Annotated in this window: 39 protein-coding genes; 4 read left to right on the top strand and 35 right to left on the bottom strand. The window is 34.9% G+C overall.

Annotated elements, in window-relative coordinates; all coding sequences use genetic code 11:
* Positions 1–62 precede the first annotated feature (62 nt).
* From truA to rpsJ, 33 genes are all read right to left on the bottom strand, one after another.
* Positions 63–866: a tRNA pseudouridine(38-40) synthase TruA gene (gene truA, locus KA893_RS09245; protein WP_069838147.1), complete on the bottom strand. Its 804-nt coding sequence runs from the start codon at positions 864–866 to the stop codon at positions 63–65.
* A 6-nt stretch (positions 867–872) separates the two neighbouring features.
* Positions 873–1679 carry an energy-coupling factor transporter transmembrane component T family protein gene (locus tag KA893_RS09240; protein WP_002482641.1) on the bottom strand — a complete coding sequence of 269 codons (807 nt, stop codon included), beginning with the start codon at positions 1677–1679 and terminating at the stop codon, positions 873–875.
* Positions 1669–2532: an energy-coupling factor transporter ATPase gene (locus KA893_RS09235; protein WP_002482640.1), complete on the bottom strand. Its 864-nt coding sequence runs from the start codon at positions 2530–2532 to the stop codon at positions 1669–1671. Before KA893_RS09235 ends, KA893_RS09240 begins: the two co-directional genes overlap by 11 nt.
* Complete coding sequence (locus KA893_RS09230; protein ID WP_069821517.1) at positions 2529–3338, bottom strand: energy-coupling factor transporter ATPase; 810 nt, start codon at positions 3336–3338, stop codon at positions 2529–2531. The genes KA893_RS09235 and KA893_RS09230 overlap by 4 nt, the downstream gene beginning before the upstream one ends.
* A 434-nt stretch (positions 3339–3772) precedes the next feature.
* A complete protein-coding gene (gene rplQ, locus KA893_RS09225; protein WP_002482638.1) occupies positions 3773–4141 on the bottom strand; it encodes a 50S ribosomal protein L17 in 369 nt (122 codons plus the stop codon).
* Between the two features lie 18 nt (positions 4142–4159).
* Positions 4160–5104, bottom strand: a complete 945-nt coding sequence (locus KA893_RS09220; RefSeq protein ID WP_002482637.1) for a DNA-directed RNA polymerase subunit alpha — start codon at positions 5102–5104, stop codon at positions 4160–4162.
* Positions 5105–5179: 75 nt separating this feature from the next.
* On the bottom strand, positions 5180–5569 hold the full coding sequence (rpsK, locus tag KA893_RS09215; protein WP_002482636.1) for a 30S ribosomal protein S11: 390 nt from the start codon (positions 5567–5569) through the stop codon (positions 5180–5182).
* Positions 5570–5592: 23 nt separating this feature from the next.
* A complete protein-coding gene (rpsM, locus tag KA893_RS09210) occupies positions 5593–5958 on the bottom strand; it encodes a 30S ribosomal protein S13 (protein WP_002482635.1) in 366 nt (121 codons plus the stop codon).
* Positions 5959–5979: 21 nt separating this feature from the next.
* A complete protein-coding gene (gene rpmJ, locus KA893_RS09205) occupies positions 5980–6093 on the bottom strand; it encodes a 50S ribosomal protein L36 (RefSeq protein ID WP_002482634.1) in 114 nt (37 codons plus the stop codon).
* A gap of 31 nt (positions 6094–6124) precedes the next feature.
* Positions 6125–6343, bottom strand: a complete 219-nt coding sequence (gene infA, locus KA893_RS09200; protein WP_001118443.1) for a translation initiation factor IF-1 — start codon at positions 6341–6343, stop codon at positions 6125–6127.
* A gap of 171 nt (positions 6344–6514) precedes the next feature.
* On the bottom strand, positions 6515–7165 hold the full coding sequence (locus tag KA893_RS09195; protein ID WP_011302604.1) for an adenylate kinase: 651 nt from the start codon (positions 7163–7165) through the stop codon (positions 6515–6517).
* A gap of 17 nt (positions 7166–7182) precedes the next feature.
* Entirely contained in the window at positions 7183–8475 is a 1293-nt protein-coding gene (gene secY / locus KA893_RS09190) for a preprotein translocase subunit SecY (protein WP_037537939.1), read from the bottom strand.
* Positions 8475–8915, bottom strand: a complete 441-nt coding sequence (gene rplO / locus KA893_RS09185) for a 50S ribosomal protein L15 (RefSeq protein ID WP_002482631.1) — start codon at positions 8913–8915, stop codon at positions 8475–8477. The genes secY and rplO overlap by 1 nt, the downstream gene beginning before the upstream one ends.
* 18 nt (positions 8916–8933) lie before the next feature.
* Positions 8934–9113, bottom strand: a complete 180-nt coding sequence (gene rpmD, locus KA893_RS09180; RefSeq protein ID WP_002482630.1) for a 50S ribosomal protein L30 — start codon at positions 9111–9113, stop codon at positions 8934–8936.
* Between the two features lie 16 nt (positions 9114–9129).
* The gene (gene rpsE, locus KA893_RS09175) at positions 9130–9627 is read right to left on the bottom strand and encodes a 30S ribosomal protein S5 (RefSeq protein WP_011302602.1); all 498 of its coding nucleotides are present in this window, start codon (positions 9625–9627) and stop codon (positions 9130–9132) included.
* Positions 9628–9647: 20 nt separating this feature from the next.
* A complete protein-coding gene (gene rplR / locus KA893_RS09170) occupies positions 9648–10010 on the bottom strand; it encodes a 50S ribosomal protein L18 (RefSeq protein ID WP_002482628.1) in 363 nt (120 codons plus the stop codon).
* Between the two features lie 31 nt (positions 10011–10041).
* Positions 10042–10578, bottom strand: a complete 537-nt coding sequence (gene rplF / locus KA893_RS09165; RefSeq protein WP_002482627.1) for a 50S ribosomal protein L6 — start codon at positions 10576–10578, stop codon at positions 10042–10044.
* A 27-nt stretch (positions 10579–10605) separates the two neighbouring features.
* Positions 10606–11004, bottom strand: a complete 399-nt coding sequence (gene rpsH, locus KA893_RS09160) for a 30S ribosomal protein S8 (RefSeq protein ID WP_002482626.1) — start codon at positions 11002–11004, stop codon at positions 10606–10608.
* 31 nt (positions 11005–11035) lie between these two features.
* Positions 11036–11221 (bottom strand): type Z 30S ribosomal protein S14, encoded by a 186-nt coding sequence (locus KA893_RS09155; protein ID WP_002482625.1) that lies wholly within the window; start codon positions 11219–11221, stop codon positions 11036–11038.
* Positions 11222–11242: 21 nt separating this feature from the next.
* Positions 11243–11782: a 50S ribosomal protein L5 gene (gene rplE / locus KA893_RS09150; RefSeq protein WP_002482624.1), complete on the bottom strand. Its 540-nt coding sequence runs from the start codon at positions 11780–11782 to the stop codon at positions 11243–11245.
* 25 nt (positions 11783–11807) lie between these two features.
* Positions 11808–12125, bottom strand: coding sequence for a 50S ribosomal protein L24 (gene rplX / locus KA893_RS09145; protein ID WP_002482623.1), 318 nt, complete (start codon positions 12123–12125; stop codon positions 11808–11810).
* 41 nt (positions 12126–12166) lie between these two features.
* The gene (rplN, locus tag KA893_RS09140) at positions 12167–12535 is read right to left on the bottom strand and encodes a 50S ribosomal protein L14 (RefSeq protein ID WP_002482622.1); all 369 of its coding nucleotides are present in this window, start codon (positions 12533–12535) and stop codon (positions 12167–12169) included.
* 31 nt (positions 12536–12566) lie between these two features.
* Positions 12567–12830 carry a 30S ribosomal protein S17 gene (rpsQ, locus tag KA893_RS09135; RefSeq protein WP_129303593.1) on the bottom strand — a complete coding sequence of 88 codons (264 nt, stop codon included), beginning with the start codon at positions 12828–12830 and terminating at the stop codon, positions 12567–12569.
* Between the two features lie 26 nt (positions 12831–12856).
* Entirely contained in the window at positions 12857–13066 is a 210-nt protein-coding gene (rpmC, locus tag KA893_RS09130) for a 50S ribosomal protein L29 (protein WP_002482620.1), read from the bottom strand.
* Positions 13056–13490 carry a 50S ribosomal protein L16 gene (gene rplP / locus KA893_RS09125; protein WP_002482619.1) on the bottom strand — a complete coding sequence of 145 codons (435 nt, stop codon included), beginning with the start codon at positions 13488–13490 and terminating at the stop codon, positions 13056–13058. Before rplP ends, rpmC begins: the two co-directional genes overlap by 11 nt.
* Before the next feature lie 2 nt (positions 13491–13492).
* Entirely contained in the window at positions 13493–14146 is a 654-nt protein-coding gene (gene rpsC, locus KA893_RS09120) for a 30S ribosomal protein S3 (protein WP_002482618.1), read from the bottom strand.
* Positions 14147–14170: 24 nt separating this feature from the next.
* Positions 14171–14524, bottom strand: coding sequence for a 50S ribosomal protein L22 (rplV, locus tag KA893_RS09115; protein ID WP_002482617.1), 354 nt, complete (start codon positions 14522–14524; stop codon positions 14171–14173).
* Between the two features lie 28 nt (positions 14525–14552).
* Entirely contained in the window at positions 14553–14831 is a 279-nt protein-coding gene (gene rpsS, locus KA893_RS09110) for a 30S ribosomal protein S19 (protein WP_002482616.1), read from the bottom strand.
* A 64-nt stretch (positions 14832–14895) separates the two neighbouring features.
* Positions 14896–15729 (bottom strand): 50S ribosomal protein L2, encoded by an 834-nt coding sequence (gene rplB, locus KA893_RS09105; protein ID WP_002482615.1) that lies wholly within the window; start codon positions 15727–15729, stop codon positions 14896–14898.
* A gap of 30 nt (positions 15730–15759) precedes the next feature.
* A complete protein-coding gene (rplW, locus tag KA893_RS09100; protein ID WP_002482614.1) occupies positions 15760–16035 on the bottom strand; it encodes a 50S ribosomal protein L23 in 276 nt (91 codons plus the stop codon).
* Complete coding sequence (gene rplD / locus KA893_RS09095) at positions 16035–16658, bottom strand: 50S ribosomal protein L4 (RefSeq protein WP_002482613.1); 624 nt, start codon at positions 16656–16658, stop codon at positions 16035–16037. Before rplD ends, rplW begins: the two co-directional genes overlap by 1 nt.
* 26 nt (positions 16659–16684) lie before the next feature.
* On the bottom strand, positions 16685–17344 hold the full coding sequence (rplC, locus tag KA893_RS09090; RefSeq protein WP_037537923.1) for a 50S ribosomal protein L3: 660 nt from the start codon (positions 17342–17344) through the stop codon (positions 16685–16687).
* Positions 17345–17371: 27 nt separating this feature from the next.
* Positions 17372–17680, bottom strand: coding sequence for a 30S ribosomal protein S10 (rpsJ, locus tag KA893_RS09085; protein WP_194375799.1), 309 nt, complete (start codon positions 17678–17680; stop codon positions 17372–17374).
* A gap of 358 nt (positions 17681–18038) precedes the next feature.
* Here rpsJ and KA893_RS09080 point away from each other — a divergent pair, with 358 nt between their 5' ends.
* Positions 18039–18425 (top strand): hypothetical protein, encoded by a 387-nt coding sequence (locus KA893_RS09080; RefSeq protein WP_041079114.1) that lies wholly within the window; start codon positions 18039–18041, stop codon positions 18423–18425.
* Between the two features lie 265 nt (positions 18426–18690).
* Here KA893_RS09080 and KA893_RS09075 read toward each other — a convergent pair whose 3' ends face one another.
* A complete protein-coding gene (locus KA893_RS09075) occupies positions 18691–20025 on the bottom strand; it encodes an NCS2 family permease (protein ID WP_011302596.1) in 1335 nt (444 codons plus the stop codon).
* A gap of 110 nt (positions 20026–20135) precedes the next feature.
* Positions 20136–22274, bottom strand: coding sequence for a DNA topoisomerase III (locus KA893_RS09070; RefSeq protein ID WP_210125755.1), 2139 nt, complete (start codon positions 22272–22274; stop codon positions 20136–20138).
* A gap of 123 nt (positions 22275–22397) precedes the next feature.
* On the opposite strand from KA893_RS09070, the gene KA893_RS09065 reads away from it, so the two are divergent.
* From KA893_RS09065 to KA893_RS09055, 3 genes are all read left to right on the top strand, one after another.
* Entirely contained in the window at positions 22398–23270 is an 873-nt protein-coding gene (locus tag KA893_RS09065; protein WP_129335011.1) for a GNAT family N-acetyltransferase, read from the top strand.
* Between the two features lie 199 nt (positions 23271–23469).
* Positions 23470–24327, top strand: coding sequence for a RhaT/GlcU family sugar-proton symporter (locus tag KA893_RS09060; protein WP_011302593.1), 858 nt, complete (start codon positions 23470–23472; stop codon positions 24325–24327).
* Positions 24328–24463: 136 nt separating this feature from the next.
* Positions 24464–25255, top strand: a complete 792-nt coding sequence (locus KA893_RS09055) for a glucose 1-dehydrogenase (RefSeq protein ID WP_002482605.1) — start codon at positions 24464–24466, stop codon at positions 25253–25255.
* Positions 25256–25330: the final 75 nt, after the last annotated feature.

Genomic DNA, 25330 nt, shown 5'->3' with positions numbered 1-25330 from the left:
GGGTGATATAAAACAATACCGTTAGTAATCGTATAATTTTTCTGTCGTTTTGTCAATCTAATTTAAAGATTTTGTGATGATTTTTTTTGATGTATTTTTATATTATTACCAAAGTCTTGAATTAATTCATTGGGTATTAAATAAATCTTCTCTAAGTACAATCCTTCAGCCGGCGCGGTAAAGGGAACTTGATTACGATCTCTTGCTTCTAATAACTGTGGGACCTCTTGTGGTTCTCTCTTGCCTTTACCCACTTCTATTAAAAATGCAATTAACACACGTACCATATTATATAGGAATCCAGAGCCTGTGACAATATAGTCAAAGCCACTTTCTGTCTTTTCTATGCGACTTTCATATAATGTTCTTATCTTACTTTCAACCTCAGTCTTCTGAGAACAAAAGCCTGTGAAATCATGTGTTCCTATAAAATGTTGCGCTGCCATATTCATCTTTTCAATATCTAACTGTTCAGGCACATAAGTTTTTAATCCACAAAGAAATGGATCTTTATGGGCTGATTGATAAATCTTATAACGGTAAGATTTTCCAACGCAATCATATCTACAATGAAAATCATCATTAACAAAAGAAACATCATTGACATAAATATCATCTGGTAGCGCACGGTTCATTGCATATTGCCATTGCTGTTCTGGAATATTTAATTCTGTATCAAAATGAAAATACTGTTCAATCGCATGTACGCCTCTGTCGGTTCTACTACTTGGATGTATTCTTACCTCATGCTTATGCATGCGTTTTAATATCTTTTCAAATTGCTGTTGAATGGTTCTTCCGTGTTGCTGAATTTGGAAACCAAGAAACTGGCTCCCTTGGTATGAAATATTAACTAAGACTCGCATCTGTTATTACACTCCTAAATATTTTAAACCAAATAATATAATGGCAATGGGTATAATCAAAATTAATGTAATTGTATCCTTAAACTGCCACTCTAATCTGCGATAGCTGGTACGTATTTTTTGAGTATCGTACCCTCTTACTTCCATGGCTATAGCTAAATCTTCTGCTCTTTGGAAAGCTGAAATAAATAATGGGATAAGTAAGGGTATAAATGCTTTGATTCTGTTAATAAGTCCACCTGAACTTATTTCTGAACCACGTGATTTTTGCGCTAAAATAATTTTATCTAATTCATTCATTAATGTTGGTATAAATCTAAGTGCAATGGACATCATCATACTCAATTGATGTACTGGTATTTTAACAATTTTAAGCGGTGATAATAATCGTTCAAACGCATCAGTCAAATCTATCGGACTTGTACTTAAGGTCATAATCGTTGATATCATGATAATAAACATCAGTCTAAGTACAATATAGATACCTTCTAGAATACCCTGTATATCTATAGAAATAAATCCTATTTCAAATATGCGTGAACCACCTTTAGTTAGAAATAAATGCATAAGAAAGGTAAATATTAAAAATATCCATATTGGTGTTAATCCCTTAATTAAGAACCAAAATTTTATATGTGCTAATTTCATAATGCTAATTATCAAAATAAATAACCATAAATATGTTCCAAATGAGTGTGCAAAAAATATTAACACAATAAATAAAAATACAAATATTAATTTAACTCTAGGATCCAAATGATGGATAATTGTATTTAAAGGAAGATAGCGTCCAATTATAAACTTATCTTTCATCTTCTTGCCACTCCTTATACATATCAATAAATTCATCTTCTGTTAATGCTATTTTATTGAAATAATATTGATATTTATCCTCAATATCTCTTTGCAATTTTACAACATCTGGAACATCTAAATGCAATTGATTAACATAATTCGTATCACTAAACAACTTTCTAGGTGAGCATGCTTCGACGAGTTGACCTTGTTTCATTATTTTTATTTCATCCACATATTTTGCAACATCATTCATTTCGTGTGTCACAAGTATGATTGTTTTATTTTGTTCTACTTGCAGTTTTTTAATCATTTTCATTATTTGATCTCTACTTTTTGGATCAAGTCCAGCCGTAGGTTCATCTAATATAACGATATCTGGATCCATAGCCAATATAGATGTTATAGCAATTTTTCGCATCTGACCACCAGACATCTGAAAAGGTGATTGCTGCAATATATCTCTACTAAAACCAAAATCGATTAATAGCTTATATGCACGTGCTTTTACTTCATCTATAGGCATATTAAAGTTTTTTGGACCAAACAATATTTCTCTTTCTACTGAATCTTCAAAGAGTTGTGATTCAGGAAATTGGAACACAACACCGATACGCTTACGAATTTGTTTCAATACTTTATCCTTAGTTTTATGGGTAATGGTTATATCATCGATTTGCAATTTACCGGTAGAAGGTTTAAGTAAACCATTAAAATGCTGGATTAATGTCGATTTACCAGAACCAGTTTGACCTATGACTGCGTAATATTTCCCTTGCTGAAATGTAGTTTCAATATCCCTTAAAGCTACATGTTCAAATGGGGTGCCCTTTTGATATACATAACTTACTTGATTAAATTTGACTGTCATATTTTTTTTACCAGCCCTTCATAAGTTATAAAATCCGTGCTCCCCAACAAAGTACGTGCCATGCGAATAGAAAAAGGTAAATCTAATCCAATTTCCGTCAGACCGTCTCCATCATTAAATACATGTTGCGGCTTACCTGTTTGATATACTTCACCATCATTTAAGACAACTAAATAATCTGCTTCTGCAGCTTCAGTTAAGTCATGTGTAATAGAAATGATTGTAACCTCTTTTTCTTCTTTCAAGCGATGGATTAAACTAATAAGTTCTTTTCTTCCTGCTGGATCTAACATAGACGTTGCCTCATCCAATATAATTACATCTGTATTTAATGCAAGAACACCAGCAATTGCAACCCGTTGTTTTTGACCACCAGAGAGTGACTGTGGCTCATAATCTGCTCTATCTAACATTTCAACGTCTTCCAACGCTTTGGGCACTATACGTTGCATATCGTCATATGAGACGCTATTATTTTCAAGTCCAAAAGCGACATCGAACGCTACTGTAGAACCCACAAACTGATTTTCTGGATTTTGAAAGACAATGCCTATATGCTGTCTCAAATCACTCAAATTTTGTTGGTTAATACATTGATTACGAAAATAAATATGCCCATCACTAGGTTTTTCAATACCGACCATTAATTTTGCAATCGTAGATTTACCAGAACCATTATGACCAACAATTGAAGTCCATTTCCCTTTTGGAATGCCAAAAGATACATCATTTAACGCAAGTGGCTCATCACTATTATATTTAAATCTAACATGGTTAAATGTAATAATATTGTCATGCGTATCCATATCTCTAGCCTCCCAATTAATCATAACGTTTTTTATATACCTTATCTATTTTACATGAAAAGGTAATCTAAAGAAAGTTTAGATAGTTAATCATTGTGACAAAATCAATCCGTATTCTAATTTAAAAACGTGTTTATGTTCCAATAATTAATGTTTACTATTGCTCCGCAATTGCATAAGACCCCCTAAATTCCTTTGGAATTATGGTTCAGTCGATTACTATTGCTCCGCAATTGCATAAGACCCCCTAAATTCCTTTGGAATTAAGGGGGTCTAATAATATAAAAAAGCGCGCACCCCATCATCATTTTTGAGTTCACGCTTTAAAGTTTTATTTAGTTTTGATGGGGTACTCTGAGCTAGACAATATTTGTATGTGGCAAACATTATCGTTGCACTCATTTGCTTTATATATAGTAGTACATGTATTTAAATTAAACTAATTCAATAATTACTGATTCAGCACCATCGCCGCGACGAGGACCTACTTTAAGAATACGAGTGTAACCGCCTTGACGTTCTGTATAACGTTCAGCAACTTCACCGAATAATTTTTGTAATGCAGTTTGTACTGTTTCATCTTCGTTTAAGATTTCAACATTACGTAAAGTTTTAGCTGCTTGACGACGTGAAGCTAAATCGCCTTTTTTACCTAAAGTGATTAATTTTTCAACAACACTACGTAATTCTTTTGCACGCGCTTCTGTAGTTTCAACACGTTCACTAACGATAAGTGAAGTAGCTAAGTCACGTAACATCGCTTTACGTTGATCAGAAGTACGACCTAATTTTCTGTAACCCATGAGTTAACCTCCTTTATATTAATCTTCTTTTCTTAAACCTAAACCTAGGTCTTCAAGTTTATACTTAACTTCTTCTAAAGATTTACGACCTAAATTACGTACTTTCATCATATCTGCTTCAGATTTATCAGCTAATTCTTGAACAGAGTTGATACCTGCACGTTTTAAGCAATTGTATGAACGTACTGATAAGTCTAATTCTTCAATAGACATTTCAAGTACTTTTTCTTTTTGATCCTCTTCTTTTTCAATCATGATTTCAGCATTTTGTGCTTGATCAGTTAATCCAACGAAGATATTCAAGTGTTCAGTTAAGATTTTTGCAGCTAATGAAACTGACTCTTGTGGTGTGATTGAACCATTTGTCCAAACATCCAATGTCAATTTATCAAAATCACTACTTTGACCCACACGTGTGTTTTCTACAGTGTAGTTAACACGTTCAACTGGAGAATAAAGTGAGTCGACTGGAATTACACCAATTGGTAAATCACTAGTTTTGTTTTGTTCTGCTAATGCGTAACCTCTACCCTTGTTAGCAACTAGACGGATTTTTAAATGTCCACCTTTTGAAACTGTTGCAATTTTAATCTCAGGATTTAAAATTTCAACATCACTATCATGAGTAATGTCACTTGCAGTTACATCGCCTTCATCTTTAACATCAATTTCTAAAGTTTTATCTTCTTCAGAATAGATTTTCAATGCTAGTTTTTTGATGTTCATAATAATTGTAGATACATCTTCAACGACATTGTCTATTGCTGAGAATTCGTGTAATACGCCTTCGATCTCAATGTACTTAACGGCTGCACCTGGTAATGAAGATAGTAGGATACGACGTAAGGAGTTTCCTAGTGTAGTACCGTAGCCACGTTCTAGTGGTTCAACAACGAACTTACCGAATTTAGCATCTTCACTAATTTCAATTGTTTCAATTCTAGGTTTTTCGATTTCAATCATTTACAAATATCCTCCTTGTTTACGTCGATTGATTTTTACTGTATTTCTCAGTGACCTGCGACAATAACAATAAAATTATACGCGACGACGTTTTGGCGGACGACAACCATTATGTGGTACTGGAGTAACGTCACGGATTGCAGTTACTTCTAATCCAGCTGATTGTAACGCACGGATAGCTGATTCACGACCAGGACCTGGACCTTTTACAGTAACTTCAACAGATTTTAAACCATGTTCCATAGCTGTTTTTGAAGCAGTTTCTGATGCCATTTGAGCTGCAAATGGAGTTGATTTTTTTGAACCTTTAAATCCTAATGCACCTGCTGATGACCATGATAACGCATTACCAAATTCATCAGTAATAGTTACGATTGTATTATTGAATGTTGAACGGATGTGTGCCACACCATTTTCAATATTCTTTTTCACTCTACGTTTACGAGATACTTGTTTACGTGCCATTTAAATTTTGCCTCCTTTACCTATTATTTTTTCTTGTTAGCTACAGTTTTAACTGGGCCTTTACGAGTACGAGCATTGTTTTTTGTTTTTTGTCCGCGAACTGGTAATCCACGACGGTGACGGATACCACGGTATGATGAGATTTCCATTAAACGTTTAATGTTTAAGTTTTGCTCACGACGTAAGTCACCTTCTACTTTATAGTTGTCAACAACTTCACGGATACGACCTAATTCATCATCAGTTAAATCTTTAACGCGTGTTTCTGGTGATACGTTAGCTTCTTCAGCAATTTTGTTAGCTGTAGTAGTACCGATACCGTACACATAAGTTAATGAAATAACAATACGTTTTTCACGTGGAATATCTACTCCTGCAATACGTGCCATAATTATTTACACCTCTCTTTATTAACCTTGTCTTTGTTTATGTTTTGGGTTGCTACAAATTACCATTACTTTACCTTTACGTTTAATGACTTTACATTTTTCGCAAATTGGTTTTACTGATGGTCTTACTTTCATTTTTAAACCTCCCTATATTATGGAGTGACGATTATTTATAACGATACGTAATTCTTCCGCGTGTTAAATCATACGGAGACATTTCTACTGTTACTTTGTCGCCAGGTAGAATACGAATATAATTCATTCTAATTTTACCACTTACGTGAGCTAAAATTTCATGACCATTTTCTAATTCTACTTTAAACATTGCATTTGGTAAAGTATCTAATACAGTACCTTCTAATTCAATTACATCTTGTTTAGCCATTAATTAACTTCCCCCTTTATGAAATAGTCGGTTATCGTCAAAAATCAACTCTAACCATACGTGTCTATAAGTGTTGTTAATCAGTTTAACAAATATAATGAATTACGTAATCGCATTGTCACTCTTATTTAATTATACCTTTGACATTACATAGACCGTACAAAGTTGATCTTATTTTAAATCTTCTAAGATATCAATGACGTCGTTTGTAACGACTTTAATATCTCTAGAACCATCAATGTTTTTCAAAACATTTTTATTATCATAGAATTCTAAGATAGGTTTAGATTGTTTTACATTGACGTTTAAACGATTAGCAACTGTTTCTGGGTTGTCATCTTCACGTTGATATAATTTACCACCGTCAAGATCACAAATACCATCAACTTTTGGAGGATTGAATACAAGATGATAAGTTGTTCCGCATTTCTCACAGATTCTACGACCAGTGAGGCGGTTCATTAATTCTTCTTCAGGTACCTCTATATTGATAACAGCATCAATTTCTCTATCTAATTCTTTCATGATATTACTTAATGCTTCAGCTTGTTCAATAGTACGAGGAAAGCCGTCAAGTAAGAATCCTTTTTTCGCATCGTCTTCAGATATTCTATCTTTAACGATACCCACAGTAACTTCATCAGGGACTAATTCTCCACGATCCATGTACGATTTAGCTTCTTTACCTAAATCCGTTTCATCTTTAATCGCTTTTCTGAACATGTCACCAGTAGATATGTGTGGAATTGGGAATTTCTTAACAATTTCACTCGCTTGAGTTCCTTTACCTGCACCAGGTAAACCCATTAAAATGATATTCATAAATGCCCTCCTACAATTTATCTACCACCAAAGCCTCTATAATCTTTTTGGCTCACTTGAGCTTCTAGACTTTTCATTGTTTCAATCGCTACACCAATTACAATTAGTAAGCTCGTACCACCAACCTGAATAGACTGTGGTAAGCTCATTACTTTCGTTGCAATAATTGGCAGAATCGCTATTACAGCTAAGAATATTGATCCGACAAAAGTTAAACGATAGAGAACTCTAGTAATATATTTTTTGGTTTGTTCGCCAGGTCTAATACCTGGAACATAACTTCCTTGTTTCTTCAGGTTATCTGCCATCTTTTCAGGATTAACTTGTACAAATGCATAGAAGTAAGCAAATGCTATGATGAGTACAACGTACACAATCATACCAATGTTATTCGATGGATTTGCCACGTCTGATACCTTTTGCGCCCAACTTGCGTCAGGGAAAAACAATGTCAATGTTCTTGGTAACAAGAAGAATGCCATTGCAAAGATAACTGGGATAACACCTGCAGAGTTAACTTTCAAAGGTAAATATGTTGCTTGTGAACCTAATCGTTGTGCTGATTGTTTCTTCGCATATTGAATTGGAATTTTACGAATAGCTTGTAGTACATATATTGCACCAACCGTTAATAATATCATTCCAATAATTAAGCCAATTACTTTCAACCAAGCCATAGAAGTATCATCTTGGCCAACAAAGGCCTGTTGATAAAACTGGATTAGTGATGAAGGTAATGAAGACAAAATACCAGCGAAGATGATAATGGAAATACCATTACCAACACCGAATTGAGTGATTTGTTCACCTAACCATATTAAGAATGCTGTTCCAGCTGTTAAAACAACAGCGATTAATAAATAACTAAGAATCGATTGATCCATGATCAATTGACCTTTTAAATAATTATTAAATTGGAAAGCCATCCCAATAGATTGGATAAAAGCAAGTACAATAGCAAAATAACGCGTTACGTTATTAAGTTTCTTTCTACCTGCATCACCTTGTTTTGCCCACTCTGAAAACTTCGGAACAATATCCATTTGTAATAACTGCATTACGATTGACGCAGTAATATAAGGCATTATACCCATGGCAAAGATAGAAAAGTTCTTCAAGGCTCCGCCACCAAATGTATTTAACAAGTCAGTGACACCTTGAGAACCTTGTTGACTGTCAAAAGCAGCTGGGTTAACACCAGGTGCTGGAATATAAGTACCTATTTTAAAAATAACTAACATTGCGAGAGTAAAAAAGATCTTGTTACGAACTTCTTTTGTTTTAAAGAAGCTCACAAGCGTTTCAAACATTAGATCACCTCGTGTGCTCCGCCTTTTGCATCAATAGCTTCTGCTGCAGATGCAGAGAATTTGCTAGCTTTAACTGTTAGTTTTTTATCAAGAGAACCAGTACCTAGTATTTTAATACCAGATTTTTCACTCTTAACTACACCAGATTCTACTAATAAAGCAGGAGTTACTTCAGTACCATCTTCAAATTTATTAAGTTGGTCTAAGTTAACAATAGCATATTCTTTACGGTTGATGTTAGTAAAACCTCGTTTTGGTAAGCGACGGAATAATGGTAATTGTCCACCTTCGAAGCCTGGTCTTACACTACCACCTGAACGCGCTTTTTGTCCTTTTTGTCCACGACCACTAGTTTTACCGTTACCAGTAGCTGCACCACGTCCAACGCGGTTACGAACTTTACGAGAACCTTCTGCTGGTTTTAACTCATGTAATTTCATATCGGCACCTCCTTAAAATTATTTTTCTTCTACTGTCACTAAGTGACTTACTTTGTTGATTTGCCCACGAATAGCAGGGTTATCTTCAACAACTACTGAAGAGTTTGTTTTTTTCAAACCTAAAGCTTCAACAGTTTTACGTTGTGTTTCTGGACGACCTATAACACTACGAGTGAGGGTAATTTGTAATTTAGCCATAACTTATTTTCCCTCCTTAATTGTATAATTCTTCTACTGATTTGCCGCGTAATTTCGCAACATCTTCAGCATTTTTAAGGTTTTTTAATCCATTGATTGTAGCACGAACCATGTTAATTGGTGTATTTGAACCTAAAGATTTACTTAAGATATCAGTGATACCCGCTAATTCTAATACCGCACGAACAGGGCCACCTGCGATTACACCAGTACCTGGTGCAGCTGGTTTCATAAATACACTGCCTGAACTGAAACGTCCAGTAATTGTGTGAGGTGTTGTACCTTCAACACGTGGAACTACAACTAAATCTTTTTTAGCTGCTTCAACTGCTTTTTTGATTGCTTCAGGTACCTCTTGTGCTTTACCAGTACCGAAACCAACGCGACCGTTCTTATCTCCAACTACTACTAATGCAGTGAAACGGAAACGACGACCACCTTTTACAACTTTCGCAACACGGTTAATTGTAACAACGCGTTCTTCAAATTCTTTCGCTTCTTCTCTACGAGCCATGTAAATGTCCCTCCTTTAAATTAAAATTCTAAACCATTTTCACGAGCTGCATCTGCTAAGGCTTTAACACGGCCATGGTATAAATATCCTCCACGGTCAAATACAATTGTTTTTACGCCTTTTTCGCTAGCTCTTTTAGCTACAGTTTCGCCAACTTTAGCTGATAATTCAACTTTTGATCCAGATTCATTTGCTAAATCTTTTTCTTGAGTTGAAGCTTGTGCTAATGTTTTACCATTTACATCATCAATGACTTGTGCATAGATGTGTTTATTTGAACGATAGATGTTCAAACGTGGTTTTTCTGCTGTGCCAGCTAATTTATTACGTACACGCGCATGTCTTTTAAGACGCACTTTGTTTTTATCAATTTTGCTGATCATCTTAATACTCCTTTCTTCTGAAAGTTATTTATTATTTACCAGTTTTACCTTCTTTACGGCGAACGTATTCACCTTGGTAACGAATTCCTTTACCTTTATAAGGTTCTGGAGGTCTTACTGAACGAATGTTTGAAGCGATTGCTCCAACTTGTTCTTTAGAAATACCAGCAACAGTTACTGTTGTGTTTTTCTCAACACCGAAAGTAATACCATCATCAGCTTTAATTTCAACTGGGTGAGAGTAACCAACGTTTAAAATTAAGTCATTACCTTGCATTTGAGCACGGTAACCAACACCAACAAGTTCAAGTGTTTTTTGGTATCCTTCTTTAACACCTTGTATCATATTGTTAATTAAAGCACGAGTTGTACCATGTACTGTTCTATCATCTTTAGAATCAGTTGGTCTTACAACTTCTAAAGTGCTTTCGTCTTGTTTATATGTCATTCTTTCATTCATTGTTCTTGATAATTCACCTTTAGGACCTTTAACAGTGATTGTGTTACCTTCAACACTTACTGTTACGTCGCTAGGGATGTCAATAATTTTTTTACCAACACGACTCATGTTATCGCACCTCCTTATTATTTATTATTACCAAATGTAACCTAGGATTTCTCCACCGATGTTACGTTTTCTAGCTTCTTTATCAGTTACAACACCTTCAGAAGTTGAAACTAATGCAATACCTAAACCATTAAGTACTTTAGGTACTTCGTTAGCTTTAGCATATACACGTAAACCAGGTTTTGAAATACGTTTTAAACCAGTGATAACACGTTCATTGTTTTGACCATATTTAAGGAATAAACGGATAACCCCTTGTTTATCGTCTTCAACGTATTCTACGTTTTTAATGAAACCTTCACTTTTTAAAATTTCAGCAATTTCTTTTTTAATGTTTGAAGCAGGTAATTCTAACTTATCGTGACGCACCATGTTTGCGTTTCTTACACGAGTTAGCATATCTGCAATTGGATCGTTGATTGTCATTGATTGTTGCCTCCTTTCAGACTATTTTCTATTACCAGCTAGCTTTACGAACGCCAGGGATTTGGCCTTTATAAGCTAATTCACGGAAACAAATACGGCATAATTTAAATTTACGATATACAGAATGTGGACGACCACAGCGTTCACAACGAGTATACTCACGTACTTGGAACTTTTGTTTTTTTTGTTGCTTAGCAACCATTGAAGTTTTAGCCACTTAATTAGCCTCCTTTAGAGATTATTTGTGAAATGGCATACCGAATTGTGATAACAATTCACGAGCTTCCTCGTCAGTGTTAGCAGTCGTTACGATAACGATATCCATTCCTCGTACTTTATTTACTCGGTCATAGTCAATTTCTGGGAAAATTAATTGTTCTTTAACACCTAAAGTGTAGTTACCTCTACCATCGAATGCAGTTTTAGATACACCTTGGAAGTCACGTACACGTGGAAGTGAAACAGCAATTAATTTATCTAAAAAGTCATACATTCTTTCACCACGTAGTGTTACTTTCGCACCGATAGGCATACCTTCACGTAAACGGAATGTTGCTACTGATTTTTTAGCTTTTGTAATTAATGGTTTTTGACCAGTGATAGCTTGTAATTCTTCTACAGCATCATCTAATACTTTAGTATTTTGAACAGCGTCACCGACACCCATATTTACAACGATTTTTTCTATTTTTGGAACTTCCATTACTGAACTGTAGTCAAATTGCTTAACTAAGTTTTGAGTAACTTCAGAATTGAATTTTTCTTTTAAACGGTTCACAGTGGATCCTCCTTTCAATTAATTATTAATTATTAGATTTGATTTCTTCGCCAGATTTTTTAGCGATACGAACTTTTTTACCATCTACGAATTTATGACCTACGCGTGTTGGTTCATTCGTTTTAGGGTCTAATAACTGTACATTAGAAACATGGATTGCTGCCTCTGTTTCTAAGATTCCACCTTCAGGATTAAATTGAGTTGGTTTTTGGTGCTTTTTAATTATATTGACACCTTCCACAACGACACGGTCTTTTTTAGGTTCAGTTGAAACAACTTTACCTTCTTTACCTTTGTCTTTACCTGCGATAACTTTTACGTTGTCACCTTTTTTGATATGCATGTGTGGCACCTCCTTAAATTTATATATTTATAAATGTTTTATTAAAGTACTTCTGGAGCTAATGATACAATTTTCATGAAGTTGCCTTCACGTAATTCACGAGCAACAGGTCCAAAAATACGAGTACCACGTGGGCCTTTGTCGTCACGAATGATGACACATGCATTTTCATCAAATTTGATATATGAACCATCGTTACGGCGTACACCTGATTTAGTACGAACTACAACAGCTTTTACTACTTCACCTTTTTTGACAACGCCACCTGGTGTAGCATTTTTAACACTTACAACGATAACGTCACCAATGTTAGCTGTTTTACGACCAGATCCACCTAATACTTTAATTGTAAGAACTTCACGCGCACCAGAGTTATCTGCTACTTTTAATCGTGTTTCTTGTTGGATCATGAGTTAAACCTCCTTTATCTTCACTATTTAATTAAATAATTACTGATTCTTCAACAATTTCTACCAAACGGAAACGTTTAGTTGCTGATAAAGGACGAGTCTCTTGTATCTTAACTGTGTCCCCTAATTTAGCTGAGTTGTTTTCATCATGAGTTTTGTATTTTTTAGAGTATTTTACTCGTTTACCATATAACTTGTGTGTTTTGTATGTTTCAACAAGTACAGTTATCGTTTTATCCATTTTATCGGAAACGACTCTACCTACATAAACTTTACGATTATTTCTTTCGCTCACTTTAGTAACCTCCTCTTTCAATTGAATTATTGATTCGCTTTACCTTGTTCAATTTCTCTTTCACGAGCAACAGTTTTTAGACGTGCAATCGTTTTTCTTACTGTGCGAATACGTGCAGTTTCCTCTAATTGACCTGTAGCTAACTGAAAGCGTAGGTTAAAAAGCTCTTCTTTTGAAGATTTGATTTGTTCTTCGATTTCTGAAGTGGTTAAGTCTCTAATTTCCTTAGCTTTCATTTGTTTCACCACCCAATTCTTCACGTTTTACAAACTTAGTTTTAACTGGAAGTTTGTGACTTGCTAAACGTAATGCTTCACGCGCAACTTCTTCGTTTACGCCTGCGATTTCAAATAAAATTCTACCTGGTTTTGCTACTGCAATCCAACCTTCTACTGCACCTTTACCAGCACCCATACGTACTTCTAAAGGTTTTTGAGTGTAAGGTGTATGTGGGAAGATTTTAATCCAAACTTTCCCGCCACGTTTCATGAAACGAGTCATTGCAATACGAGCTGATTCGATTTGACGAGATGTGATCCAAGACGTTGTAGTTGCTTGTAAACCATACTCACCAAATGTTACATAGTTACCGCCTTTAGAACGACCAGTAGTTTTAGGACGATGTTGACGACGATATTTTACACGTTTTGGTAGTAACATTACTATTTTCCTCCTTCACTAGTGTTCTTAGTAGGAAGAACTTCTCCACGATAAATCCATACTTTGACACCTAATTTACCGTAAGTAGTGTCAGCTTCTGCATGTGCATAACCAATGTCAGCACGTAGTGTATGAAGTGGAACAGTTCCTTCTGAATATTGTTCAGCACGAGCGATGTCAGCTCCGCCTAAACGACCTGAAACTTGTGTTTTGATACCTTTGGCACCAATTTTCATTGCTCTTGTAATAGCTTGTTTTTGTACACGACGGAATGAAGCACGGTTTTCTAATTGGCGTGCAATATTCTCAGCAACTAATTTAGCATCTAAATCAACTTTTTTGATTTCGATAACGTTGATGTGTACTTTTTTGTTTGTTAATGAGTTTAATTTGTTACGTAATTTTTCAATTTCTGAACCGCCTTTACCGATAACCATACCTGGTTTACCAGTATGAATAGCGATGTTGATACGATTAGCAGCACGTTCAATTTCAACGTGTGAAACTGATGCTTCTTGTAATGCGTTATCAATATACTTACGGATTTTTAAATCTTCGTGTAATAATGATGCGAAGTCTTTTTCTGCATACCATTTAGCTTCCCAATCACGGATTACACCAACACGAAGTCCGATTGGATTAATTTTTTGACCCACAGTGTACCCTCCTTAAAAAATATATTAAGCTTCTTTAGCTTCTTCTTTACCGTCACTTACGACGATTGTAATGTGGCTTGTACGTTTGTTAATTGCACTTGCACGACCTTGTGCACGTGGACGGAAACGTTTTAATGTTGGTCCTTCATTAGCATAAGCTTCTTTAACTATTAATTCATCAGTGTTCATGTCATAGTTATGTTCAGCATTAGCTAAAGCGGACATTAATAATTTTTCTACTACTGGTGATGAAGCTTTGTTTTTTAATTTTAAAATTGCAATAGCTTCTCCAGCGCTCTTACCTCTAATTAGATCTAATACTAATCTAACTTTACGAGGTGCGATTCTTATTGTTTTAGCAACCGCTTTTGCTTCCATTCGAATTTCCTCCTCTACCTGTTAGAAATTATCTTCTAGTTTTTTTGTCGTCTGCAGCGTGTCCTTTGAAAGTACGAGTTGGTGCGAATTCTCCTAATTTATGACCAACCATATCTTCTGTTACGAATACAGGCACATGTTTACGTCCATCATATACAGCGAATGTATGTCCGATAAAATCAGGGAAAATAGTTGAACGACGTGACCAAGTTTTGATTACTTGTTTTTTCTCGCTTCCGCTTTGAGCTTCAACTTTTTTCTTTAGATGATCGTCAGCGAAAGGTCCTTTTTTAATACTACGAGCCATAGTGGCGCCTCCCTTCTTATTGTGTGCGTGCAGCTATTAAGCCGCACACGCAAATAAGTTATTTTTATTTTTTCTTACGTCCACGAACGATAAGTTTGTCTGAAGATTTTTTACCACGACGAGTTTTCTTACCAAGCGTAGGTTTACCCCAAGGTGACATTGGAGATGGTCTACCGATAGGTGCACGACCTTCACCACCACCGTGTGGGTGATCGTTAGGGTTCATTACAGAACCACGAACTGTTGGGCGAATGCCTTTCCATCTAGAACGTCCTGCTTTACCAACGTTTACAAGTTCATGTTGGATGTTACCAACTTGACCAATAGTAGCACGGCAAGTTGAAAGAATCATACGTACTTCGCCAGATCTTAATCTGATTAATACATATTTACCTTCTTTACCAAGTACTTGTGCACTAGCACCAGCTGAACGAGCAATTTGTCCACCTTTACCAGGTTTTAACTCGATGTTATGGATTACTGTACCTACTGGAATGAATTGTAATGGTAATGCATTACCTACTTTAATATCTGCTTCTTCACCGCTTTCAAGAACTTGACCTACTTTTAGGTTTTTTGGAGCGATGATATAGCGTTTTTCACCATCAGCATAAACTAATAACGCAATGTTTGCTGAACGGTTTGGATCATATTGTATTGAATCAACTTTAGCATTGATCCCATCTTTATTACGTTTGAAGTCAATAACACGGTATTGACGTTTGTGTCCTCCACCGTGGTGGCGAACTGTCAATTTACCTTGGTTATTTCGTCCCGCTTTTTTCGGTAGCGGTTGTAATAATGACTTTTCAGGTGTAGTTTTCGTGATTTCAGCGAAATCTAAACTAGTCATATTACGACGACCATTAGTAATTGGCTTATATTTTTTTAGAGCCATTGTCGTTTACCTCCTTATTGGTAATGTTTTTTAGTTGAAAAGATCGATTGATCCTTCTTTTAATTTAACGATTGCTACGCGTCTTTTGTTTGTATAGCCTTGGTAACGGCCCATACGTTTTTTCTTTGGTTTGTAGTTAATGATGTTTACATTATCAACTTTTACATCAAAGATTTCTTCAACAGCGATTTTAACTTGTGTTTTATTAGCACGAGTATCAACGTCGAATGTGTATTTGTCTTCAGCCATAGCAGCTGAAGATTTTTCAGTGATTACGGGGCGCTTAAGAACGTCTCTTGCTTCCATTATCCGAGCACCTCCTCAACTTTTTTAGCAGCTGATTCTGTAATTACTACACTGTCAGCGCTTGTGATATCTAGAACGTTTAAACCTTGAGCTGTAGTTACTTGAACACCAGGGATGTTACGTGCTGATAAAGCAACATTCACATCTTCAGATTCTGTTACTACTAATACTTTTTTAGGTTGTTCTAAATTAGAAAGTACAGTTTTGAACTCTTTTGTTTTTGGAGCATCTAGGTTTAATGCATCAACAACAGTTAAGCCTTTCTCTTGTACTTTGAAAGATAATGCTGAGCGTAATGCTAAACGGCGCATTTTCTTAGGCATTTTGTATGAGTAGCTTCTTGGTGTTGGTCCGAATACGATACCACCACCACGCCATTGTGGAGCACGGATTGTACCTTGACGCGCACGTCCTGTACCTTTTTGTCTCCATGGTTTACGTCCACCACCACGTACTGCTGAACGGTTCTTAACAGCGTGAGTACCTTGGCGTAATGAAGCACGTTGTAAGTTAATTGCTTCAAAAAGAACGTTGTTGTTTGGTTCGATTGCAAATACTGCATCGCTTAGTTCAACTGAACCTGATTTAGTTCCATCTACTTTTAATACATCATAATTAGCCATTATGCAATTCCTCCTTTCGTTGTATATTATTTATTACCTTTGATTGATGATGTGATTTCTACAAATCCTTTTTTAGGACCAGGTACATTACCTTTTACTAAAATAACATTGTTTTCAGCGTCAATTTGTACAACTTCTAAGTTTTGAACTGTTACAGTGTTACCGCCCATACGTCCAGGCATTTTTTGTCCTTTAAAGACTCTTGAAGCATCTGATGCCATACCTACAGAACCTGGGGCTCTGTGGAAATGAGAACCATGTGACATTGGACCACGTGCTTGATTATGACGTTTAATGGCACCTTGGAAACCTTTACCTTTAGATACGCCTGTTACATCAATTACGTCTCCAGCTTCAAATGTATTAACTGAGACTTCTTGACCTACTTCGTATTCATCAACATTAACGTTTCTGAATTCACGAATGAAGCGCTTAGGTGCTGTGCCTGCTTTTTTAGCATGTCCTTCAGCTGGTTTGTTAGCATATTTGCTTGATCTGCTATCTTTTTTATAAGCTTGTTTGTCTTCATAGCCTACTTGGATAGCGTTATATCCATCAATCTCTTCAGATTTCTTTTGTAATACAACGTTTTGGCTTGCTTCTACTACTGTTACAGGGATTAAATCACCGTTTTCTCCGAAAACTTGTGTCATCCCGATTTTTCTTCCTAAGATTCCTTTGGTCATCGAAAGTCCACCTCCTAATTTTTTCTATTATAATTTGATTTCGATGTCTACGCCAGATGGTAAGTTTAAGCCCATAAGAGCATCAACTGTTTTTGGTGTAGGGTTAACAATATCGATTAAACGTTTATGAGTACGTTGTTCGAATTGCTCACGTGAATCTTTATCCTTATGCACGGCACGAATAACAGTATAAACTGATCTTTCAGTCGGTAACGGAATTGGTCCAGAAACATCTGCACCAGAACGTTTCGCTGTTTCAACAATTTTTTCTGCTGATTGATCGATTACTCTGTGATCATAAGCTTTTAATCTGATTCTGATTTTTTGTTTTGCCATAATTTTCCCTCCTTATATCGTCTACATTTAAGTGATAGACTTCTCCACGAAAACTATCTCACACAGCGCCATGGCAAAGCGGCCGGGTGTGTCAGTAACCTTTCGCTTCATCGCGTGTTCTTAAAGTCCAACATTAGATATGATACATGATAAACAGTGATTTATCAAGCTTTTCTGCAAAAGTTTTGAAACTTTTTGTCTAACACATACTTTGTTATTGTACTTTATTAGGAAACGCACTTCAACCTCTTTTGTATTTTTTTTAGTTCTTTGTAAAATTTTTATTAATCTCTCTTCATATTATTATTCTAATAGTTTACTTTCCTTTATAATTAAAAACAGTTAGGTGGTGAATTATATGAAACGTGGTATACGTATGACATTGTTAGTATTATCTGTCTTACTCATAGTTAGTGAATTGGTTTACGGAATTCCATTCTTAGGTGGAAGCATTGTTTTAAGTTTTGGTTGGCAACCTTTACTTATTAACGCGCTACTCTACTTTATAATGATGATTATATTAATAGTAGATAAACAAAATTCTATTAAGCCAATGATGTTTATTCCTTTATTAGGTGTGATTGGTTCTTTCTTGGCTTTCATTCCACTTGTTGGTATGGTTATCCATTGGATTTTATTCTTTTTAATGCTATTTTTCATTTTCATTTTATTATCTACACCACTATATGTACCAAACAAATACGCAAAGGTAATTTATACGGAAGATCGACGTAAGGATCATTAATTATTATCGTAGGATACCTGCCCAACTCAAATGTAATTAGCGCAATCCAACGGTATGTGTCATAAATTCTTCTAAGCATTTTGATCTGGTTATCCGCTTAAACTACTATAACTTTAAAATATATATAATGAAGAAACTCGATTTTAGTTATTTATGTAAGAACAAAACTAATTCCTAAACACTTATACTTTCATTCAAATAATAAAATTAAAAGCACATTGTTCAATGTCTAAATGACAGAACAATGTGCTTTTATTTCGTTTTGTTATCCGTGAACAAAGATAAAGTACAATATAAATAAAATCATCAGTGCATACATTATTGGATGTACTTCTTTATGACGTTTTGAAATTAACATTGTAATTGGATAAAAGATAAATCCACAAGCAATACCTGTTGCAATAGAATAAGATAAAGGCATCATAATAATCGTTACAAATGCTGGAACTGCTACTTCGAATTTTTTCCAATCAATTTCAGCAAAGTTAGCTGCCATTAAGACACCTACTACTACTAACGCAGGCGTAGTCACCGCACTGGTTACTACCTCCATCAATGGACTAAAGAAAATAGCTAACAAGAAGCAGAAACCTGTAACCACACTCGCAAAGCCGGTTCTTGCACCTACTGCCACACCTGAGCTTGATTCAATGTATGAAGTCGTCGTAGTTGTACCAAAGATTGCACCAACGATTGTTGCTAGTGAGTCAGAGAACAACGCACGTCCTGCTCGTGGTAATTTATTATTTTTCATAATCCCAGCTTGAGTTGCCACAGCAACGAGTGTACCAGCTGTATCAAAGAAATCAATGAATAGGAAAGTTAATATAACGATTAAAAATTGAACCGTTAATAATTGACTAGGATCCTTAAATGCTTCAAACGCAGCGCCAAACGTCGGTTCAATACTAGGTACTTGTCCAACGATACCACTAGGTGTATGTATCAGCCCTGTGAACATACCTACGATAGATGTTAAAACCATTCCTATAAAAATCGCGCCAGGTACTCTAATAGCATAAAGTATTACTGTCACAACGATACCGAAAATAGTAAGTAATACAGGTCCGTCTGTGATATGTCCTAATGTAACTAGTGTAGAATCATTTTTAACAATTATACCTGAACTTTGTAAGCCGACAAAGGTAATAAATAATCCAATCCCAGCCGAGACAGCCATTTTCATTTGATAAGGTATGGCATTGATGATGACCTCTCGAAGCCCCGTCATCGTTAACACTGCGAAAACTAATCCTGAAAATAATACGCCTGTAAGTCCGACTTGCCATGGTATACCCATTGTTAAAACAACAGTAAATGCGAAAAATGCATTTAATCCCATACCAGGTGCTAATGCAATCGGATACCTTGCTATTAATCCCATAAATAACGAGCCTACAAACGCCGCTAATGCTGTAGCTACAAATATTGCGCCTTGGTCCATTTTCATATTTTCAGAAACACCATCGACGCCGGCTAAACTAAGTACTTGAGGGTTAACAGCTAAAATATAAGCCATCGACAAGAATGTTGTAAGCCCGCCAAGTATCTCTTTCTTATAGTTTGTTTCGTGTTTATCAAACTTGAAGTACTTTTTCACGGTTAGTTCTCCTTTTTTTAAAATACTTACATATTTTAATACCAAACGAACTATTTTACAATAGCAAACACGAACCTTACTTAAAATTTTTAACTATTTGTTCGAATTATTTAGAACTTTAAACCCTTCAAAGCATCTTGAAACGGGTTATTTTCAATACCTTCATCATTATTCATATATTTTTTCAGATCTTTTTTATTTACTTTATCTGATTTTTTATTTTTGTGTCGTTTATCCATTTGAGCTTGTGTTTCAGTATGTCCACAAACACAACGATATACTGCGTCTTTGCCTCGACCAAACAGCGTCATTTTTTTATGACAGTTTGGACAACGTGCGTTTGTTTTACGTTGTACATTTTTTTTAGTTTTACACTGTGGATCCTGACACACTAACATTTGGCCGTTTTTCGTCTTGACTTTAATCATAAATTTGCCGCACGTAGGACATTCAGTCGTTGTTAGGTTGTCATGTTTATAATTTTGTTCACTTTCTTTAATCTCATTGACTACCTGATTTGTAAAAGCTTTCATTTCAGAGATGAATTGGCTCGCATTATATTTCCCTTGTTCTATGAGTAGAAGTTTTTCTTCCCATTCTGCTGTTAATAATGGAGAAGTGAGTTTTTGTGGCGCTAATTCCAATATTTGTTTCCCTTTTGACGTAACTTTTATTTTACCATCACGAGCTTCAATAGCGTTCATATTAAATAGCTTTTCTATGATATCCGCTCTCGTTGCAACCGTACCTATACCGCCAGTATCTTTTAATGTTTTATCGTGTTTTTTATCGCTTAAATCAAAGAATTTTTGTGGGCTTTCCATCGCTTTCAAAAGTGATCCTTCATTAAAATAAGGTGGTGCCGTTGTCTCATGTTCTTCTATTAGAATTTTAGTTACATTAAACTTTGTACCCTTCTGTAACTGATCTATCTGAGTATTTATACTTTCTTTATTTTCATAAATTGCTTTAAACCCTAATTTAGTAGTTACTTTGTCCTTAAAAGTAAATGTATGCTGCCCTACTTTGAGTTCAATGGCGATCGCTTCGTATTCATGTGGTGGCATTAGGTTTTCTAAATATCTCTGAGCAATCATCATATAAATTTTAGATTCCCTTTGGCTAAGTTGATTGATATCTGGACGCACTTCTGTGGGAATAATTGCATGGTGATCAGATACTTTATTATTATTAACAAATCTTTGTTTTGATGAAAATGTTTGTGACATTTGTGCTTTAGCCATATCTTTTAATGAAGTGGCCATAATCGCTTTCAATCTATCTTTAAGCGTATCAACCATATCATCTGTTAAATAGTTAGAATCAGTACGTGGGTAAGTTACTAACTTATGACGTTCATACAACGTTTGCAAGGTATTCAAAGTTTCTTTTGGTCCAAGATGAAATCGTTTATAAGCATCTTGTTGTAAATCCGTTAAATTATATAATTGTTGTGGATATGCTTTTTTATGTGTCTTGCTAATCGATGCAATGTGCCCGGATTGCCCATCGATTGCTTTTTTTATACTTTCCAAAACAGTTTTATCAGGATGCGACTGTGGCTTAGTACAATGGAAAGTTAAACCAGCCGCATTGAGTTTCATTGTATAATAGGTCTGAGGTTTAAAGTGATTGATTTCATTTTGTCTCATTTGAACTAATTGTATGGTCGGAGTCTGTACACGACCCAATGAGAGTTGTGCATCATATTTTGTAGTCAGTGCACGTGTAGCATTAATACCAACTATCCAATCTGCTTCACTTCGTGCTAAGGCAGCATGATATAGATTATTAAACTTACGTCCATCTTGCAGTTTATTGAAACCTTCTTTGATTGCTTTATTGGTTACAGAACTAATCCATAAACGCTTGATCGGTTTTTTATTATGCGCTTTATCCAATATCAAACGAGCAACCAGTTCTCCTTCTCGTCCTGCATCTGTCGCAATAATAATATCTTTTACTTTATTATTATTAATTAATGATTGCACTGTCGAAAATTGTTTTCTCGTTTTACTTATCACAATTGTTTTCATTTTATTGGGTATAATCGGTAAATCATTCAATTTCCATTCTTTATAACTTGCATCATATTGTTCTGGTGTCGCATTTGTTACTAAATGCCCTAATGCCCATGCAACAATATATTTATTATTTTCAAAATATCCATTACGTTTTTCATTAATGTTTAGCGTATTGGCAATGTCTCTACCAACTGAAGGTTTTTCAGCTATAATCAGTGATTTCATAATTTCGCCCTTTCAAATTCAGTATTATATTTATTGTAACATGTATGTAGCACATCAAAACTTCCATTTACATCGAAAAGTTCTTATAATTAACTTAATAGATCATTATACGGAGGTATTGTTATGAAAATTGTTCAATTAAATAACTATGATCAAATTGTAAAGTTTATAAATGAAGCCGATTACCATTACACATCGTACTTATACAAGCTGCCACAAGCACACGATGATGTTGAAGCAACGATTAGACAATCCTTAGAGGATCCAGGCGTATTTGCACAAGTTGATGACCAAGCACAAATTGAAATGCTCATGCTTGCATTTAAATATGAAGAAAATAAATATAAAGTGCTCGGTCCTTTTGTCAGGAAATCACTTTCACTCACTGAAGAAAATTTTAAAACTTTATTTGAAGCTTTGGTTCAAAGCAAACCGGAGACTGCGAATTTTAATTTTTCATTCGAGGAAACGGAACAAGATTACATGCCTTTTATGAAAGAAATTGAAGCTTCCTATAATTTTACGGATTATCATCTCATATCTACACAAGATATAGGCAAAATTGATCATGCTCAAAACATTACCACCTACCAACCTGCTTATTCTCGACTATTCGAGAAGTTACACCATGATACCTTTAAACACAATGTGATGACTGCAGAAGAAATCATTGAATCGTTAGATAGTCACAATAAATTATTTATATTTATGTCTGAAGGCTTATTAAAAGGTTATCTTTATTTACAAGTTTTTGAAAATACGAAAAAAGCTGAAATCAAATATTTTTCTTCACACACTGACTATAGATTTATGGGTATTGCTTTTGATTTATTATCTTACGCGCTTCAATATACATTTTCAAATTATGATGTTGATAAGATTTATTTCAAAATTCGCAGTAAAAATAATACACTCGTGGAACGATTTCATGAATTAGGCTTCAACATCAATTATGAATATAAAAAATTCAAATACGTTGCTGCACATATTGGCTGATTTTTAATTAAGAAGCAAGCAAAACAAGTTCGTTAATACACAAATAAAATGTATGTTTAAAACATAATAAACAAAGAAATCGTTCTTTTTAATTTAATATTTTTTACTAACGTAATATTTTGTTTTAAACTAGAAGTTCAGGAACAACCAAAGATGGTTATTCTCGAGGGACAATATAATAGAAAGAGTGAGTATATATATGGATTTGTTAATTGCGTTATTGCCTGCATTATTCTGGGGTAGTGTTGTTTTAATTAACGTGCTTGTTGGTGGTGGCCCATATAATCAAATTAGAGGGACAACATTAGGTACATTAATTATCGGAATTATTTTACTACTTACAGGTAATGCAAAATTTGATGACCTCGCCGTCATTATTGTTGGTTTAATCTCAGGTGCATTTTGGGCGCTTGGTCAGGGTTATCAACTTAAATCAATTAGTCTAATTGGTGTTTCAAAAACGATGCCAATCTCTACTGGTTTACAATTAGTTGGTACGACATTATTCAGTGCTATTTTTCTTGGAGAATGGAGTACAGGAATTCAAGTTACATTAGGTTTAGTTGCTATGGTGTTATTAGTAATTGGTATCGCATTAACTTCAATTAAAGGTAAAAATGAAGCTTCAGGCGGTAACAATAAATTCGGCAAAGCAATTCCTATATTGATTATTTCTACAGTAGGTTACGTTGTTTATGTAGTCGTAGCACAAATATTTGGTGTAGATGGAATGAATGCCCTCTTCTTCCAATCAATAGGTATGGCTATTGGCGGTTTAATACTTTCTGCTAAACATGAGACATCAGTAAAAAGTACTATGTGGAATATTATCCCAGGTGTCATTTGGGGAATTGGTAATTTATTTATGTTCTATTCACAACCTAAAGTTGGTGTAGCAACAAGTTTCTCATTTTCACAATTATTAGTAATTGTATCTACACTTGGTGGTATCTTCTTACTAGGAGAAAGAAAAGACAAACGCCAAATGATTGGTATTTGGGCTGGGATTGTATTAATAATCATTGCAGCCTTTATATTAGGTAATTTAAAAGGTTAGGCATCATTTAATATATTACACATCATTAAGTTTAGAACATCGACATAGCGTTCAACGTTAATTATACTATTCCAAATTAACAACACGTCTGTTCTAAACCTTTTTGTAGGAATAACTTTTAAGGAGGCTTCAATATATGTTTACAGATTTAGAAAATAAAGTAGTTGTGATTACAGGTGGTAGTAGCGGTATTGGTAAAGCAATGGCAGAACAATTCGGTAAAGAAAAAGCAAATGTTGTCATTAACTATCGTTCAGAAAGTAGCTTAGATGCTGTTGCCGAATCTATAAAACTAATAGAAGACGCTGGTGGTAAAGCGATTAAAGCATATGCTGATGTTTCTAAAGAGGCAGACGTCGAACAATTAGTCAAAATTGCAGTTGATACATTTGGTACTTTAGATATCATGATTAACAATGCTGGTTTTGAAAAACCAATTCCTACGCACGAAATGCCCTTAGATGAGTGGCAAAAAGTCATTGATATTAATTTAACCGGTGCATTCATAGGTGCTAAGGCCGCTGTTAATCAATTTTTAAAAGAAGATAAACCAGGTATTATCATTAATACATCAAGTGTTCACGATAAAATTCCATGGCCAAACTATGTGAATTATGCTGCAAGTAAAGGCGGTTTAAAATTAATGATGGAAACAATGTCAATGGAATATGCACAGTATGGCATTCGCATTAACAATATATCTCCTGGTGCTATCGTAACAGAACATACAAAAGAAAAATTCTCAGATCCGCAAACGCGTGCAGAAACACTTGAAATGATTCCAGCCAAAGTTATAGGCGACGCACAACAAGTGGCTAATGTTGCAAGATTCCTTGCTTCAGATTTAGCAGACTATATTCACGGTACAACAATATATGTTGATGGTGGTATGACAAACTATCCTGCATTTATGGGTGGTAAAGGCTAATCTCATTGCTATCAACAAAAGACAGAAAGCGAATGCTATCACGCGCTTTCTGTCTTTTTATTTATCTATATATTA

Source organism: Staphylococcus sp. GDY8P126P (assembly GCF_017891965.1).
GTDB lineage: Bacteria > Bacillota > Bacilli > Staphylococcales > Staphylococcaceae > Staphylococcus > Staphylococcus saprophyticus.
This window is presented reverse-complemented; position numbering and strand designations above follow the sequence as displayed.